General features: G+C 58.1%; 19 protein-coding genes. 10 read left to right on the top strand and 9 right to left on the bottom strand.

Features of this window, described 5'->3' with window-relative positions; all coding sequences use genetic code 11:
* Positions 1-119: 119 nt before the first annotated feature.
* The 3 genes from QN224_RS00770 to QN224_RS00760 all read right to left on the bottom strand — a co-directional run bounded on the left by QN224_RS00770 (position 120) and on the right by QN224_RS00760 (position 2,119).
* Positions 120-257, bottom strand: coding sequence for a DUF1127 domain-containing protein (locus tag QN224_RS00770; RefSeq protein ID WP_173511287.1), 138 nt, complete (start codon positions 255-257; stop codon positions 120-122).
* A gap of 239 nt (positions 258-496) precedes the next feature.
* Entirely contained in the window at positions 497-1,351 is an 855-nt protein-coding gene (locus tag QN224_RS00765) for a prephenate dehydratase (RefSeq protein ID WP_173511288.1), read from the bottom strand.
* Between the two features lie 15 nt (positions 1,352-1,366).
* The gene (locus QN224_RS00760; protein WP_283975179.1) at positions 1,367-2,119 is read right to left on the bottom strand and encodes a 3-deoxy-manno-octulosonate cytidylyltransferase; all 753 of its coding nucleotides are present in this window, start codon (positions 2,117-2,119) and stop codon (positions 1,367-1,369) included.
* A gap of 156 nt (positions 2,120-2,275) precedes the next feature.
* Here QN224_RS00760 and QN224_RS00755 point away from each other — a divergent pair, with 156 nt between their 5' ends.
* The gene (locus QN224_RS00755; protein WP_269279487.1) at positions 2,276-2,923 is read left to right on the top strand and encodes a cytochrome c family protein; all 648 of its coding nucleotides are present in this window, start codon (positions 2,276-2,278) and stop codon (positions 2,921-2,923) included.
* Positions 2,924-3,038: 115 nt separating this feature from the next.
* On the opposite strand, the gene QN224_RS00750 is transcribed toward QN224_RS00755, so the two are convergent.
* Complete coding sequence (locus QN224_RS00750; protein ID WP_283975178.1) at positions 3,039-3,983, bottom strand: AEC family transporter; 945 nt, start codon at positions 3,981-3,983, stop codon at positions 3,039-3,041.
* Positions 3,984-4,165: 182 nt separating this feature from the next.
* On the opposite strand from QN224_RS00750, the gene QN224_RS00745 reads away from it, so the two are divergent.
* The 4 genes from QN224_RS00745 to QN224_RS00730 all read left to right on the top strand — a co-directional run bounded on the left by QN224_RS00745 (position 4,166) and on the right by QN224_RS00730 (position 6,414).
* Positions 4,166-4,441, top strand: coding sequence for a BON domain-containing protein (locus QN224_RS00745; protein ID WP_283975177.1), 276 nt, complete (start codon positions 4,166-4,168; stop codon positions 4,439-4,441).
* A 99-nt stretch (positions 4,442-4,540) separates the two neighbouring features.
* Entirely contained in the window at positions 4,541-4,984 is a 444-nt protein-coding gene (locus QN224_RS00740; protein WP_283975176.1) for an SRPBCC family protein, read from the top strand.
* A complete protein-coding gene (locus QN224_RS00735; RefSeq protein WP_269279496.1) occupies positions 4,971-5,303 on the top strand; it encodes a helix-turn-helix transcriptional regulator in 333 nt (110 codons plus the stop codon). Before QN224_RS00740 ends, QN224_RS00735 begins: the two co-directional genes overlap by 14 nt.
* A 172-nt stretch (positions 5,304-5,475) precedes the next feature.
* Complete coding sequence (locus tag QN224_RS00730) at positions 5,476-6,414, top strand: GlxA family transcriptional regulator (RefSeq protein WP_283975175.1); 939 nt, start codon at positions 5,476-5,478, stop codon at positions 6,412-6,414.
* 68 nt (positions 6,415-6,482) lie between these two features.
* On the opposite strand, the gene QN224_RS00725 is transcribed toward QN224_RS00730, so the two are convergent.
* Positions 6,483-6,683: a DUF2905 domain-containing protein gene (locus tag QN224_RS00725; protein WP_283975174.1), complete on the bottom strand. Its 201-nt coding sequence runs from the start codon at positions 6,681-6,683 to the stop codon at positions 6,483-6,485.
* 494 nt (positions 6,684-7,177) lie between these two features.
* Here QN224_RS00725 and QN224_RS00720 point away from each other — a divergent pair, with 494 nt between their 5' ends.
* Positions 7,178-8,023, top strand: coding sequence for a glycosyl transferase (locus QN224_RS00720; protein ID WP_283975173.1), 846 nt, complete (start codon positions 7,178-7,180; stop codon positions 8,021-8,023).
* Between the two features lie 55 nt (positions 8,024-8,078).
* Here QN224_RS00720 and QN224_RS00715 read toward each other — a convergent pair whose 3' ends face one another.
* Positions 8,079-9,026 carry a mitochondrial fission ELM1 family protein gene (locus QN224_RS00715; protein ID WP_283975172.1) on the bottom strand — a complete coding sequence of 316 codons (948 nt, stop codon included), beginning with the start codon at positions 9,024-9,026 and terminating at the stop codon, positions 8,079-8,081.
* 60 nt (positions 9,027-9,086) lie between these two features.
* Positions 9,087-10,001, bottom strand: coding sequence for a glycosyltransferase family 92 protein (locus tag QN224_RS00710; RefSeq protein ID WP_283975171.1), 915 nt, complete (start codon positions 9,999-10,001; stop codon positions 9,087-9,089).
* A 240-nt stretch (positions 10,002-10,241) separates the two neighbouring features.
* On the opposite strand from QN224_RS00710, the gene QN224_RS00705 reads away from it, so the two are divergent.
* From QN224_RS00705 to QN224_RS00695, 3 genes are all read left to right on the top strand, one after another.
* Positions 10,242-11,072, top strand: coding sequence for a 3-deoxy-manno-octulosonate cytidylyltransferase (locus tag QN224_RS00705; RefSeq protein WP_173511300.1), 831 nt, complete (start codon positions 10,242-10,244; stop codon positions 11,070-11,072).
* Positions 11,073-11,112: 40 nt separating this feature from the next.
* A complete protein-coding gene (locus QN224_RS00700; protein ID WP_283975170.1) occupies positions 11,113-11,844 on the top strand; it encodes a membrane-anchored protein in 732 nt (243 codons plus the stop codon).
* Between the two features lie 62 nt (positions 11,845-11,906).
* A complete protein-coding gene (locus tag QN224_RS00695; RefSeq protein WP_173511302.1) occupies positions 11,907-12,842 on the top strand; it encodes a glycosyl transferase in 936 nt (311 codons plus the stop codon).
* A 23-nt stretch (positions 12,843-12,865) separates the two neighbouring features.
* Here the strand turns inward: QN224_RS00695 and QN224_RS00690 are convergent, their stop codons facing one another.
* Positions 12,866-13,555: a glycosyltransferase gene (locus tag QN224_RS00690; RefSeq protein ID WP_173511303.1), complete on the bottom strand. Its 690-nt coding sequence runs from the start codon at positions 13,553-13,555 to the stop codon at positions 12,866-12,868.
* A 335-nt stretch (positions 13,556-13,890) separates the two neighbouring features.
* Here QN224_RS00690 and QN224_RS00685 point away from each other — a divergent pair, with 335 nt between their 5' ends.
* Positions 13,891-15,384, top strand: coding sequence for a glycosyltransferase family 39 protein (locus QN224_RS00685; RefSeq protein WP_283975169.1), 1,494 nt, complete (start codon positions 13,891-13,893; stop codon positions 15,382-15,384).
* Here QN224_RS00685 and QN224_RS00680 read toward each other — a convergent pair.
* A complete protein-coding gene (locus tag QN224_RS00680; RefSeq protein ID WP_283975168.1) occupies positions 15,360-16,097 on the bottom strand; it encodes a hypothetical protein in 738 nt (245 codons plus the stop codon). The two genes, QN224_RS00685 and QN224_RS00680, sit on opposite strands and share 25 nt — an antisense overlap.
* Between the last annotated feature and the right edge of the window lie 221 nt (positions 16,098-16,318).

The following is a 16,318-nucleotide window of genomic DNA, read 5'->3' as shown; positions in this document are numbered from 1 at the left end:
TGCGTCCTTTCAGACGCACAAAGTCGCTTTGAATGCTGCATGTTTCCATCCTGAAATCGGTTCCGATTTAAGGAAACATCCAGAGCGCCGCCCGCCTGCCTTGGCGCGCGGCATTTGTATTAGCGGCCGTAAACGGCAGCGTGAATCTGAGAACGGGAAATACCGATGTCGCTCAGCACATGATCGTCGAGAGCGTTCAGCTCGCGGACAGCGCGGCGCATCTTTGCGTATTCCATGATCTTCTGGCGGATCTTCATCTTTGACACTCCATATTTTGATGAAGGTCAAATAGGCATTTGCCTAAGATTTAAGTAGTTCCATGATTGCAAATTAGGCATGCACCAGACGCGTAGCCAGTTAACGAAATTTCGCCATCTTTCCGTCCGCGGGCCCTCGATTGCCAAAATCCTGGCGCAGTCCGGATCATGACAATTCAAGGGGGCAGGCATCGAGCCAGCTCGACGCTCCGAAATCGCCTGACGGCGCGGTGGTCCGCTTAGAGTACGCCGCGCATCGGATGCGCCCGGTAGGTGCCGAGGATGCGCACCTTCTCCGAGAAAAAGCGCAGCTCGTCCATCGCATGACGGACGGGCGTGTCGTCCGGGTGGCCCTCGATATCGGCGTAGAACTGGGTGGCGACGAACTTGCCGCCGAGCTGATAGCTCTCGAGCTTCGTCATGTTGATGCCGTTGGTGGCAAAGCCGCCCATCGCCTTGTAGAGCGCGGCTGGAATATTGCGCACGTTGAAAACGAAGGTGGTGATGATCAGTTCATCGTCCGAGGTCCGCGCGATCCGCTGCTCTTCCCGCGAAAGCACGACGAATCGTGTGACGTTGCTGTCGGTGTCCTCGACGTTCTCGGCGATGATGTCGAGTCCGTAGAGGTCGGCGGCGAGGCGCGGAGCCAGGGCCGCCATGGAGCGGTCGCCGGTTTCCGCTACCAGCTTTGCCGCACCTGCCGTGTCACCCGCGACCACCGGCTTCCAGCCGTTGGCGCGAACGATCTTGCGGCACTGGCCAAGGGCATGGATATGGCTGTGCACCGTACGGATCTCTTCGCGGGAGACGCCGGGCAGCACCATCAATTGAAAGCGAATCGGCATGAAATATTCGCCAACGATGTGCAGGCGCGATTCCGGCAGCAGGTGATGGATGTCGGCGACACGCCCGGCGATGGTGTTTTCGATCGGGATCATGGCGAGATCGGCGTCGCCGTTCTCCACCGCCACGAAGGCATCCTCGAAGGTCTGGCACGGCAGCGGTTCCATCGATGGGAACATGTCGCGGCAAGCCATATCGGAATTGGCACCGAAGTCGCCCTGGAAGGAAATCCTGTTGGTCTTGACGGTCACTTTTCGAATTCCTTCTCAGGCTTTGACGGAGAGAATGCGGCGGGCCTTTTCGAGATCTTCCGGCGTGTCGACACCGAGGGGGACCGAGTTGACGACCTCGACGTCGATGCGCATCCCTGCCTCCAGCGCCCGCAATTGTTCGAGCGACTCGCGCTTTTCGAGGACCGAAGGTTTCAGCGACACGAAGGTTTCAAGCGCCTTGCGCCGATAGGCGTAGAGGCCGATGTGATGGTAGAGCGGCCCGGGGCCGTGCGGTGCGGTCGCGCGGGTGAAATAGAGGGCGCGCAGACGGCTCTCGGAAATCGGCGAGCCGACAACCTTCACGACATTGGGATTGGTCTTTTCATGCTCATCGATGATCTCGACGGTGAGCGTCGCGATATCGGTCGCGGCGTTTTCGAGCGGCTTGAGCGCCGCGCGGATCGGGCCGGGCTCGATCGTCGGCAGGTCGCCCTGAACGTTGATCAGAATCTCGGCATTCCCGTCGGGGTCCGCCTTCAGCAGGGCTTCATGAATACGGTCCGAGCCGGACTGATGGTCGACCCGCGTCATGATCGCCTCGAAACCGGCATCGCTGACCGCTTCGAACACGTCGCGGTGGTCAACGGCGACGACGATTCGCCCGACGTCCGCTTCGGCCGCCCGCTTGGCCACCTGCACTATCATCGGCAAGCCGCAAATGTCGGCGAGAGGCTTGCCGGGCAGGCGTGTGGACGCCATCCGCGCAGGAATGAGCACGAGAGCTTTGGCAGAATTTCCGCGATTCATCGTCTAGCCTTAAAAAACCCCGCTGAAAGTGTCAAAAAGTCTCACTTCAGGGGCCATAATCTCTGTTGCAACGCAGAGCCAAAAGACATAGGTTCCGCGCGATTTCAAGATGGGCCGGGTTTTTGTTGACGCCGGTGGCAAAGGGAGCGTTTGCAGATGAATTCATATGTGAACATGGGCGTGGGTGCCTTGCTGGGTACGGTCTTCGTTCTGATGTCTGTATCCATTGCATCGGAAGGCATTTTCCATTCCGAAGCTCCCGAAAAGGAAGGCTTCGCCATCGTCGCGGAGGAAACCGCGACGGAAGCTGGTGGTGCGGGCGGCGAAGAAGCGCAGTCCGAACCGATCGCAGCGCTGCTTGCCAAGGCCGATGCTTCTGCCGGCGAAGCCGTGTTCAAGAAATGCGCGAGCTGTCACACCATTGAGAAGGGCGGAGCGAACAAGGTCGGCCCGAATCTCTGGGGCGTGATCAACCGCCCGGTCGCATCGCATGAGGGCTTCAGCTATTCCGCCGGCATGCAGACCTTTGCCGAAGGCGGCAAGGTCGTATGGGACTATGACCACCTGAGCTTCTTCCTCGAAGCACCGAAGAAACATGTCCCGGGTACGGCCATGGGCTTTGCCGGTCTCAAGAAAGGCGACGAGCGCGCCAACCTGATCGCCTGGCTGCGCGAACAGGCCGATAGCCCTGCACCGCTTCCGGACCCGGCAGCAGCCGGCGATTCCGGCTCCAGCGAAGCAAAGCCCGCGGAAGGTCAGACCGCTCAGGAAGGTCAGGCCCCGGCACCCGCACCGGCGAACTAACTCTCTGAAACGACGCAGTTCGGGGCGGAAAGCCGTTACGGAATTGCTCCAAGTCGCCAGACGAGAGATCTGATTTTGGAAGCCCGGCCTTTGGCCGGGCTTTTTCTTTTCCGGGTCACATCAGCAGATAGGCCCAGGCCGAAACGCTCAGCACGCCCAGCGCCGTCGTCAACGTGATCGTCGACGAGGCGAGCGCATGACCGACGTTGAAATGATTGGCGATCAGCCAGGCATTGACACCGGTCGGCACGGAGGAGGTCAGAACGAGCGCGGCCGTCCAGCTCTCGTTGAGCCCCAGCAGATGACAGGCGCCAAAGACGACCCCCGGCAGCACAAGCAGCTTCAGCGTGCTGGTGACGGCCGCAAGGCCGGTATTTCCGGCCAGACCATATTTGTCGAGCGCCATGCCGATCGACACGAGCGCGGCTGGCGCCGCCGTGCCGGCGAGCTGGTCGACGACGACCTTCGCCGGTCCGCCAAGCGGCTGCTCCAGGAGGTGAAAGAGTGCGCCAAAGGCGAGACCGATCACCAAGGGATTGCGAACGAGATTGCGCGCAACGCCGGCAAGCAGCTTCAAGGGGCTTTGCCCCGGCCTGCCGCTCGTTTTCCGGTCCGCGCGCTCCATCAACACCGTGCCGGCGATCATCATGACGGGCAGATGGACGGAGAGCAGGATCGACAACGCCACGACCCCATCCTCGCCGACCACGCGCGACACCAGGGGCAGCCCTATGAACACGGTGTTGGCGAAGGCCGACGACACACCCGCGAGCACTCCCATGCGCGCATCGCGGCCGAAGGCAAAGGTCGCCGCCAGATGGCCGACCGTCCAGGTTACGGCGACCCCGGAAAAATAGGCAACCCAGAGCGGCCAGGGCGATCCCTCCTTGAAATCGGCCTCGGCGATCGTGCGGAACAAAAGAACCGGCACCGCGACGCGAAAGACGAAGTCGCCGAGCGCATCGCCGACGGCCGGTTTCAGATAACCGAGCTTCACGACCAGCCAGCCGGTCAGAATCAGAACGAAGATCGGGAGAACATTCAAGAAAATATCGGACATGGTGAGCCTTGGGTGGGTGCTAGAGGCATAGACCCGTTCGATCGATCGAGGCAAGGGCGCATTCGTGAGGGCACACTCTCAAGGGCGCATTCCGGGACAGGCCGCGGCGCCGGCTCCGAGAGATATTGCAGGCGGAACATTCCGCCGGCGCAAGCGTTCCGAAAGACCACGGGAAAACGCTGATGGCGACAGATAAGTCCTTCTATTCGCATCGCGACGACGATCCGCATCTGACGGATGACGATCTGGCCGAGAAGGTACTGCGCTTCATTCGCTACGCAACCTTCGTGGACACGAGCGGGATTTCCGTCATGGCGCTTGGCGGCATGGTCGTGCTTTCCGGCAATGTCGCCGAAGAGGCAGACATTGCCTGCGCCGGAGAGGCCGCCGCCTCGGTCATCGGCGTCACGAGCGTCGAGAACCGGCTGACGGTGCGGCCGGACGAAACAGCCGACTGAGCACAACGGCCGCCAGACAGGTCGATACGAAAAAGGCAACCTTTTGGTTGCCTTTTTCGTATCGACCTGCGAAGATACTGGCAACCTGGAGGTTGCATCATGACGGATCGCATTCAAAAGAGTATCGAAATGGACGCGCCAGTCGAAAAGGTTTGGCATGCGCTCACGGACCACACGGCATTCGGCGAATGGTTCCGGGTAAGGCTCGACGGGCCCTTCGCCGTCGGAAAGGAAACAACCGGCGAAATGACCTATCCCGGTCATGAGGGCACAAAGTGGAGGTCGGTGACGGAGCGGATGGAGGCGCCGACACTGTTTTCCTTCCGATGGCCGCATGCGGAGAATCCCGACGCCGATCTCTCGACGTCACCCACCACGCTCGTGGAATTCCGCCTCGAACCCACGGCGAAGGGCACGCGCCTGACCATCGTCGAGTCCGGTTTCGAGACGCTGCCGGAGGATCGCCGCATGGAAGCGTTGCGCGGCAATGAAGGCGGCTGGGAGATTCAGGCGGGAAACATCAAGGCCTATGTCGAAGCCTGAGCTTGGCGATCCCGGCCCCGCCGAGGTCTTCGCCGCGCTCGGCGACCCGACGCGCCTTTCGCTTCTCACGAAGCTCAGCGATGGCCAAACGCGGTCGATCGCCACGCTTTCGGCCGACACGAAGCTGACGCGGCAGGCAGTGACCAAACACCTACACGTGCTGGAACGCGCCGGTCTTGTGGCAAGTGTCCGCGTCGGCCGCGAAAGCCAGTTCGGCTACCGCCCCGAGCTGGTAGCCGAGGCACGGTCGTATCTCGACAGAGTTTCCGCCCAATGGGACGAGGCCCTGGCGCGGCTCAAGGCGCTGGTCGAGCGATGATGGCGTCGGTGACCACTGCTCGCGTTTGGTCGCTGAATTCGAGCGGCATCCGGCTAAACCGTTGCCGGGCAGGCAATTAGCCGGGCGTGCGTCTGTTCGCATCGTACAGGCTCTTCCGGTCAAGTCCTGAACATCGTATACACCACCTTTTAGGACATGCAGGAGAATCCCGATGCATCGTCTCGGTTTCGTGGTCTTTCCCGGATTTCAGGTCATGAGCCTGTCCGTCCTGACGGTGTTCGAGGTGACGAACATCCATCTTGGCACACCCGCTTACGCGATCACATTGCTTTCGGAGAAAGGCGGACCGATGCGCTCGTCGGCGGGCTTCAGCGTCGACACAGAGGCATTCGGCGATGCGACGTTCGACACGGTCGTTTTCGGTGCCGGAACCGAGATCGAGCCTTCGTCGCCCGGCCTTGTGGCCTTGGTCCAGCATTCGATGGAAACGGCGCGCCGTATCGCCGCGCCCTGCACCGGCGCCTTCGTCCTCGCGGATGCGGGCGTTCTCAAGGGACGACGGGTAACCACCCACTGGTACTTCGCCCGCGACCTGCAAAATCGCTTCCCGGATCTGAAGGTGGAGGAAGACCGGATCTACCTGATAGACGGGCCGGTCTGGACCTCGGCGGGAATGACCGCGGGCATCGACCTTGCGCTCGCCATGGTCGAGAAGGATCACGGTCAGGACGTGGCGCGCGCCGTCGCGCGGAAACTGGTCGTCTATCATCGAAGGGCCGGGGGCCAGTCGCAATTTTCGACGCTGCTCGAACTCGATCCGAAGTCGGATCGGATCCAGAGCGCGCTCAGCCATGCCCGGCGGAATCTGCGGAACACGCTGTCGGTGGAGGAGCTCGCCGATGCCGCCCGCCTCAGCCCGCGTCAGTTCAGCCGCGCATTTCGTGCGGAAACGGGCCAGTCGCCGGCAAAGGCCGTCGAGCATCTCCGTGTCGAGGCTGCACGCGTCATGATGGAAGAAGGGCGTCATTCCATGGATGTGATCGCTCGCGAGGCCGGCTTTGCCGACCGGGAGCGAATGCGCCGGGCCTTTCTCCGGGTCCTGGGGCAGCCGCCCCAGACCGTCCGCCGCAATGCCAGGGCGATGGCCTGACTCAGAACCGCGTCGCCAGCCATCGAGCGAGGGAGCGTCGGCCCGTTCGGCGTCAGTCGCTCTGTCCCCTAGCGATTGAGGAACCAGAGGATCGCCGAAAGCACAATGCTGAAAAGCAGCCCGGTTGTGATGGGAATATAAACCGTAAAGTTCTCTCGCTGGATCAGAATATCGCCGGGCAGCCGGCCCAGGCCAATGCGCGTCAGCCACGGCCAGAGAATACCGACCGCGACGATAACAAGTCCGACAATGATCAGGATCCGGGACATGGCGCAGGCATGTTGTGTTTTGCGAATTCAACCGTCCGGCATGATGTTTGACTTCGCATCATATGACAATGCGATATGGCAACGCGCTCGTATTGCGGCAGCGACGGCGAGCCGATCTCTCCGCTGTCAGTCAGCCGTCGGGTATGTCTATTGATGCGAAGCCACGCGCCAGGCGCTGGTCCCGGATGAAGCGCCCCAGATGCTCGTTCCCCACCCGCGTAATGAGTCCTGGCTTCAGGCCAAGCCGGGCAGCACCGCAGGCGCTGTTGGGCGGTGGCAACAGTGATCGGGGTGCTTATCTCTATCTCGCGCATGCTGTGACGGCGAATGCTCAGTTGAACGACAACACTCAGACTTGGCGGGGGCGCCGCTGGCAAGTAATTACGTCATGCAAGTCGCTCGTACACACCCACTGCGGCCGCTTCGGCCTCGTTGAAAGAGCACGCGAAGAACCGGTTCTGCAGAAATGCGCAGCAGGCGAGGAATGGAGCAAAATGACCACGAATGTTTTGGCAGCCAGCGGCGGCGTTAAGCAAGTGATCTGCATCAATTGGGGAACGAAGTATGGAGCCCCATTCATAAACAGGCTTTACGCGATGGTGGCTCGCAACATTACGCCGCCATTCACCTTCACTTGCTTTACCGACAACCGCGCGGGTTTGCGCCCCGAAATACTCTGCGAAGACTTGCCACCGCTCGACGTGGAGAACATGCCTACAAATACCAGAGGCATCTGGCCAAAGGCCCGACTCTGGGGGGCAACGCTGGGAAAGCTGAGAGGTCCAGTTCTTTTTCTCGATCTGGATCTCGTGATCGTTTCCTCGCTCGACGCATTTTTTGACATTGGCAAGGCGGATGACATCGTCATGGCGAGAAATCAAACGACGCCCTTTGAGCGCCTCGGGCAAACGTCGCTCTTCCGCTTTCCCGTTGGGAAGCTCGTGCCGCTGCAGGAAAAATTTCGATCAGATCCACAGGGTGTAGCCGACGAGTACCGTTACGAGCAGCGTTTCGTAAGCCGCAACGCCCCCGGGGGCATAACATTCTTCCCACGAAAATGGGTTCTCCATTTTCGCCAGGACTGCCGTTGGCCATTCCCACTCAACTACTTTCTTGCCCCACGTCTGCCGAGCGATGCACGTGTCGTTATTTTCCCGCGAGGCCTGCATCCACAGCATGCGATCGAGGGGCGATATGGAACCAAGGGTCCCCGCAAGACGGCGTTCAAACACATAGCGGGCATCTTCGATACGAAACAACGAAAGAACAAGGGCGCGCTGCAATATCTCCGACACTATATTCGTCCGACGCCTTGGGTGGCCGAGCACTGGCGCGAATAAGCGTGCGGCTCCTTTCGGACGCACAAAGGACACTGTAGCACTTTGCAGCACCGTCCTACGGGCGGTTGAGCTGCGAACGGATTACCGAGGCGATCCGGCGCGTTTCGTCGAGAGGCTCGTAGCTGTAGGATTCGAGCTTTCCTTCGAACGGCCGCGTTAGCCGCAGTGTCTCATGCAGGTCCCGGTGATAGCGCTCGAACTTGTCCAGCCGCGGGCCTACAACGGGACTTAAGTCAAGTGTAAAGACCGGCTTGCCCGTCGCCAGAGCCTCACAGGGCATTGTGATCGAGTCCTTCGCGATCAAGAACGCGTCGGCGGCGGCCATGTAGTCGAGATATGGGTTCTCGCTTCGCCTGTCCCACACGGCGATGTTTTCGCTGTTGAGTGCCGACAGGGCCTGCTGCGTGTGGTCTTCAGATCTGCGCGAGACCGACACAACGATGCGCCAACCCTCTTTCTCCAATTGTTCGATGGCGCTTTTTATATTCTGGTGGGTTCTGTCGTCGTATACATATGCGCCATTCGAGCCGCCTACGAAGACGGCGGCTATTGGGCGTCCGTCCGGCGAGAGTCGTCTGCGCGCGGCATCCCTGAGAGGCGCCAATCGCGCCCAGGTAATCTGATGCGGTACTCCGACCATTGAATGATAGTTCGGTCGCTCGTTCAATTCGTCGACCCAATCGTGACGAGAGACGAAAACGAGATCATATCCTTCGATGCGCGGACGTTGGAGGTGCACAGTCAGAGGTTTGCCGCCATAGGCCGCCTTAATATCAAGAACTGCCGGCTCAGCCCGAAAACCGCAGGAGATTACCAACTCGGGACGCTGTTCCTTTTTGCGAAAGAGTCTGGGTTCGAACAGCTTCCTCAGACCGCGGGCCCGACTGATCAATTTGACCACGGGTTCCCGGTGAAACTCTTTTCCAACGCCAAGGCACTGCGTAAGCGTTCCCGCCTTGCTTTCCGCCACCGCCCATACGCAGGTCGTGTTCGACGTTGTCATCGCTTTATCTTGCAAGCCTGAACTCCGATCTGACGCTTACTTCGTTGCGCGCGGCTCAAATCACTGACCGAGGTCAATCCCATTTTGGTCGATGAATTCGAGCATGCTGCGGTCTTCGACGACGTTGGATTCAATATACTTGATGGTGGTAGCGACCTTGTTGCGGTATTTCTCTGCAGATCCGTCGAAAGACCAGCCTCTGTCTGTCTTTTCCTTCAGCTCCTCGATCGACTTCGCGTAATAGTGGTTGAGCTGTACGAACTCCGCAGAGTAAAATTCGGCAGCCTTCCGCTTCTTCTTTGGTACCACTTTCCCCGCATCATTTGCGGTTCTGTCGCCGTAGGGACGTGTTTGGAAGTGATGCACGCCCACTTTCGTGACCTCGACCGGATCGACAATGCACTTGAAATTACTTGCGTCGAGGTTCTGCTGCATCGGATCAGCGACCCGCATTTTGTAATTGAGGCATACAGGCCCTGCCGGTCGCGAGATGTGACCGCCATGGCCGAACATGTGCCAAGGCAAGGAGATGTTCGGAAACCCACCCGCTCCTCGTAGGGCTTCCTCCAACGTCCGACCTTTCTTGGGAAGCAAGAATTCATCGACGTCGATAAACGCCATCCGATCATATCTGCCGCCAAAGTTTAGAATCGCATGTGCGAAGGCAATCGTCTGCCCGTTCAAAAACTCACCACTTTCCTCGTCCCGCATGCGCAATTTCCAAGGGACGACGGTCAGTTGCTCGGGCTTCAGCGTCCGCTGAAGCACATCGAGCGTGCCATCAGTCGAGCCGTCTTCGTAGACATGAAAATGTCGAACGCCGACAGCTTGGTGAAAACGCACCCACTCCTCGATGTAGCTAGCTTCATTTTTCACGCAGGCGACAATCGCAATGCCGTGTCGGTTCAACTCTGCTGCCGGAGGCGTGATAGCAAGTTCTCTTGTAAGATGCCGTTTAGCCTTCAGTCCAAACATCTACGCCCCTTGGTTGCTAAACATGGAGTGGCTCATTTGTTGGCCGCATCTTAAGTCGGCGCAGAAGGAAGGGGAACTTTCAGCGCCGTTGAACATGCATTTTCCCGACTTATGAAGCGTGCCTGCTTTGATTTGGAATACATCACCCTTTATAGATGGGGCGAGCCGAACTTGGAATCCGAGCCTCGGAAATATCGAGAAGGCGCGCTGAAAGCACGCTAAGGTTGGGATGGGTTGTGAATGGACTTTCCCGCTTCCGGAACGACGGAGAAGTTGACGACAACGGAGCAATGGCGTGCACTGTTTTCCGCGTTCTCACACATCATTCTCGTCGCCAACAGCGACCAGGTTAGCGTTAAGGAACTTCAGGCCGAATATCCGCGGACGGCTCTCTTTGTATTCTTCAACAAGGTCTACAAGGTTCTTGATGAACAATTTGCCGGCCGCTCGCTGCTGATATCACGCGCCCAGCCGAGAGGCGCCAACATCGTCTACCGACAAGAGGTCGCTGACGTCGTCAAGCTGTTCGCGCCCCAAGCGTTTCTAGGTATCATGAACATCCGCCTGGCGGCGAGCGAGAGATTGAACACTAGCTCGGATTACCTGGGGACGCCCACCGGCCATTTGGATTTGACGGGCTTCTGCGCTGACTTTTACCCGCAGGATAAAGTCCCCACAAGCGGCTTCGCCATCGCCCTGTGGCTGGTGGACCAAGCCCTTCCGGCCGAGATCGTTCTGGCAGGGTTCTCGGCAAAGCGCAGCGAAAAGTGGCGGGTGGTGGCTGTTCATGACTGGACTTTCGAGCAGGTCTTCTTGCGCCTCTTTGCAAGAGTGGGCAAGCTGACGATGCATGGTGGTATCACGACAAACAGTTACACATCGCTCGCTTCGCGTTTCCCGGAATTGCCCGCTGCTGAAATCTCCTCGACGATCGCTGAAGTCTTGTCATCGCGACTGAGCCAGACCGATGCGCAAGTCGACAAGTTGATTTCTTTGACAAACGTATTGCGATCCATTGACGAATATTTACGGCGGCTGAAGCCGAAGTTTCTAAGAAAAACGAAGGTGTAGTAGCATTACATTGCCAAGTGCCGATTTCTGGTGAGGATAAATGGGGTCATCGATCTCCGATGCGCGCAAGCGCATATACCGAAATCTGAAGTACCGCATAATGCGTCCGGATCCGCCGGCTGCCCCCTTTCGATTCGATAGTCCCGTCGTGGTCGTCGGGTCCGCTCCCGTGTCCCATAAGCCGGCCGGATTGGACGAGAGCTTCAGGATCATTACCGTGAACGGCTCTCAATCAGTCATCAGCAAGTGGGGCGTCGATGCGCCCGACATAACCATGATGATGTTCAACCAGGTCGAAGGAACCACTCCGAATGCGGTTGAAGTCAGACGTGTGCTAAAGGGGCAGCGCACCGGAACGCTCTATGTATTTCTCTGGCGAAAGGACGACCGCGCGCGGCTGGAGGAAGGCTTGCGGGCGTTCGATTATCAATACGACCGGCTGGAGATCGTTGATCGGTATGAGCGGATGGCGTTGCTGGACCGCGTGGCTAAGTTGCGTTCCCTTGAGATGGATGCAGATTCCAAATGCTCAAACGGAATGAACGCGGTTCTCTTTGCCCTTTATAACGGAGCCCCCGCCGTCATCATTACTGGAATAAACCCGAACTCAGCCGGCCATGCCTACAATTCAGCGGGTTTGACACGACTTCATGTCCAGATGGATAAAGTCCTCGTTTCGAAGCTAATTAGTCAAGGCCGCCCGATTTACACGGCGGATCCGCCGGTTTCGGAAGAGCTCGGCATTCCGTTGTGGAGCGATCTAGGCCGCTGAAGTTTTTTGATACTCACGCTGTTCTCATACTTGCCTGCTCAACGCCTGCGATAGAGAAATCAATGCGTTCAAACCGCCCCTTTTCCCGTTCTTGCATCAAGATCGCCGTTCGTCTGCTATTAGGACGCTCCAAGGCACATGTGCAGGACTGGTTTCCCGGCCTCAAGCTCGAGCGTGCGACGGCAGAGCGAAATGGCATGATCCAGTATCGGGGCAAGTTGGTGGGACATCTCACGAACCACTCACGCGCTTTGCAGGCAAAATCATCGAGCGTTCTTATCGTCGGCTCCGGTCCTTCGATCGCGCAATGCGACCTCACCCGCGCAGATGAGTCTTCCTGCGTTCTCTTGAACGGCGCGGTGCATCTTTTTCCCGCCGTAATAGCAAAGCCCCTGGCGGTTGCAATTGAAGACGAGCGGTTCGTATGGAGACACTTCGATCTTATGAAGCGGGTCCCGGCCGGATGCGTGTGTCTCTTGTCAGTGAGCGTCATAAGGGCGATCTGTGAATTGGACAGCGCATGGTTGCGAGACAAAACGGTCATATTGATCGATAACCTGCGAAAGCCATATGGGCTGCCACGCCGGGACATCATGGAACTGCGCAAGCTGTCCCATGTGAGGTTGAGCGAGGACGGTGCGATAGGGTTTTCTGAGAATCCCTCCGCCGGTGTCTTCCAGGCAGGCTCAGTGGCCGTTTCAGCTACACAATTTGCCGTCGCTTGGAAGCCTCGCGCGATCGGGTTCGTGGGGATCGATATCAGTAATGCCGATGAGCCCAGATACTATGAAACAACCGATAGAGCCTATTCGGGAATCATCACGGCCCAAAAGTGGATTATCGACCACTTGGTAATGGCTCGGAGCATAGCCGTCGAACGCGGCATCGAGATCGCAAATTACTCGCCTGTCTCGGCGCTTATCGAGGTGGGGTTTGGCTACAACGCCACATTTGCCAAAGGCACGCGAGGCGGCGGGTCGTCTCCACCGCCCCGATGAAAATGGCTCATGGTGTCGCGCGATTAAGCCGAGCGCTGCATTACATGAAGAACGCGATCACGTGCAGCGAACCATTCCTCGGCGTAGTCATCGTTCTTGTATTCATCGAAGTAAGGCCCGCCATCTGTGAAATGGACAAGCTTTGCATCCGGCGAATATTCGTACTCGTTGACGAGCCAGTTCCAGTTCGCCGGCAGCTCGCCGATCAGGTCGTCGGAATCCAGCCATTTGAACTGATGCAACTCCAACCCAGTAGCGGTATTGACGTAATCCAGATCCAGCTTTCGGCACTTTGCGTTGTTGAACAGGATGACGCTCGACCAGTTCTTCTTTTCGTACTTGGTTTGGACTTGCCCCAGGAACTTCGTTTCGACTTTCGGAACGTAGTTGTGTTTTACACACATCGCCGCGTAGCGATCGTCTCTCAGCTCCCACAACTGGGCGATATCAGTTCGCATCAGCATGTCGCAGTCGACGAAAAGCGACCAACCCTCGTAGTTGCTCAGATAAGGCACGAGGAATCGCGAAAAGGAAAATTCGGTAGATTGGAGAGGATTCCGCTCGCGCGTAAAAATCCTCTCGACGTTGCTCAGAGATATCGGCGTGAACGAGACCGGGATGGAGCTCTTTTCCAGAATACTTTGGCAAAGAACATGATAGGCAACGACTTCCTTGCTATCGAAGCCGATGTAAATATGAGCACTTTGCGTCATCACACCTCCGATTATAGGTAGGCTTCAAAACTTCCTGGGTCTGGCTTGTTCCTCTAAGCGGCGAAACGACTTGAACTGACTTTTGATTTGCGTCTCAACCCCGGTTTAGCCAAAAAAGGCGGCGGCGTGAAGCCTGGGACAGCGGATAACGTTCATCTCGCCGGCATACACCACTTCCATGTGGCAGTGTCTCGTCCTGTAGATGAAGCGAAATCTTGTGCTTTGTAGTTCGCAGCCATAGGAGGGCGTCTGGCAAATTCCTCCAACTTCGCCTAGTAGCTTGTCGCTTGCCCGCTGGATTACGACCAGTGTGGGCGAGGACGATGGGAGGGGGAATGCGCAGTCTCCTGGTTCGACGACCGAACCTCTTATACGTTCTGATTGCCGGTTATTGCCTGCTGAGCATCGTCTTGAAAATTCTGCGCCCGGATTCGCTCGAAATCGACGAGTCCGAACAAGCTCTGCTCTCTCAATATCTGCTTCTCGGATACGGAGCCCAGCCACCCTTCTACAACTGGCTTCAATATGGAGTCGTGGCCCTATTTGGAATCTCCGTCGCATCGCTGACTGTCGTAAAAACCGGACTTCTGTTCCTCTTTCTTCTGTTCTACGGCTTTACCGCGCGTGTACTCGCGAGCAGTGAGCTCGCCCCGACGGTGGCGGTGCTGGTCGTCCTGACGCTGCCACCAGTTTTCCTTCTGTCGCAGCGCGACCTGTCCCATACCGTCGCAGCATTATTTGCGGTGTCGCTCTTCCTTTATGCCTTTTTTCGAGCTCTAAAGAGACCGCCCCGGCTTGGCCGCTACTTGCTTGTCGGCGTTGCCGTAGGGCTCGGGGCGATTTCGAAATACAACTTCGTTATACTCCCCGTCGCGGCATTGCTTGCCATTTTGCCGGAAGCGATGCTGCGCAAGCATTTGTTTGACTGGCGTGTACTCGCTTCGGCTGCGGTTTGCGCGTTGATTGTGGCACCCCATGTCTTCTGGATCGTCAACAACATTGGCCATGCCACTGGCGTGACTGTCGCTGAGATGAAGGAGGGAGCGGACAGTGCGCTGCTGCCGCACGCCATCCAGGGGCTTGTTTCCCTCGCAGTTGCAACACTCAAGGGCGTCGCGCTGACTCTTGGCGTCTTCGGGTCGATCTTCTATGCGGACATCGGGAAGATCCTGCGCGCCGAGAGTCTCTGGACGAGGGTCGTCGGCAGGATGCTTGTTGCCTGCTTCCTCATGGTGGCGGTTATCGTCGTCGCAATGGATGCGACCCACATTCGTCCGAAGTGGCTGGCGCTTTTTACGGCACTTCTCCCGCTTTATCTCACGCTAAAAATCGATGCCGCGGGTCTGGATCCTGCCCGGCGCCTTCCCGCGCTTCTCTCGATAGCGGGCGTGCTCTCCGTCGGCGCCATCCTGATGCTGTGGGCAAGGGTCTTCATCGGGCCGATGATCGGCGACTATTCCTTCGCGCACACGCCCTATAACGGCTTTGCCACCGCTGTGCGCGCTGAGACCGGTGCGCCACCAGTGGCTATTGTCGTCGACGACCGGATCGTGGCGGGCAACTTCAGAATTCAGTTTCCAGACACTCCGATTATCCTGACAGGATTTTCCCAAGGGGCAGAGAAACGGCTTCCGGCAGGACGAATTCTGGCTGCTTGGTCGGCAGAGGGTAAAGGGCTCGAAGCGATTCCGCCTCGCATTTCGGTCCTGCTGGAATCCATGCCCACCAGAATGGCCGATTCGAAGCCTACGATCGTCTCAGTTCCCTACAACGCCGGGCGCCCGGGCGACGTATACACCTTTGCCTATGTTTGGGCGGACCTCCGGTGAAGCCGGTCGGGGCCGGCCGAGCCGTCCATGTTGGCGGCAATGTCGCTTCTATCACGAACGAAAGGCAGACCGATGTGCTCGGAGAGCTCCAACTCGGTCGTGAAGACATTTCCTCGATTTTTCAAACGCGTTAGAACGAAGGTGTCTTCGGCGATCTGCCGCCGGATTCTCCCCTTGTCGTCGTAAGAATGGCCCATCTTGGTGACTGAGAACCCGGCGAGGGTTACAGACGGCACCCCCACGAAAAGTCCGTAGCAGACGGCGGCAACTCCGTTCGTCACCTTCCCCAACTCCCCAATATCAGAGGGAAGCCCGCCGCTCACGACGTCGACGATAGCCTCGCGCTCATCCTTGGTGGCGCGCATCAGGCTCTTGTAACGCACGCGCGGCATTGAAAGAAGTTTCAGGTACATCACCCAAAGAGGCTTCGTATGGAGCCATAACAGACCTCTCGTCCTTACATAGGGATGCTCTTCCCACGACTTCTTCCGCTTCCGGAATGTCAAATCGGCGCGCGGGAGACCTAGTGCGTTGGCCGTCTTGCCCGAGTTATTAACGTCAACGCGCGCGCAATGTCCTATCAGATCCGGTGGTATCGTGGGGGACGGTGCGGAGCCGAGGATTAGCCACGGCCTATCGAGAATCCCGAGCCGCGAGAGCCAGCGGCGGTGCTTTTCTCGCAATGTTTCAAGCGCGTCAGGTTCAATCGTCATCACGAGTCCATTGGCCAAGTAGCGAAGGCGAGATTGACTTAGGGCTGCCATCTTATGTCTCGCACAAGCCCGGCCACGTGTCCATTCGCCGCCCAGTCTTCGTCTTCTGGCTGTGGGCAGTATGCAACTTCCTGGTCTTTCTGTCGGTCACGCGCCGGAAAGTGTGGGATATACTCGCAAACTCGCACAATTTAGCCATTTTGATTTGATTTCGAAGGTTC

Source organism: Sinorhizobium sp. 7-81, assembly GCF_030124405.1.
Lineage (GTDB): Bacteria > Pseudomonadota > Alphaproteobacteria > Rhizobiales > Rhizobiaceae > Sinorhizobium > Sinorhizobium psoraleae.
This window is presented reverse-complemented; position numbering and strand designations above follow the sequence as displayed.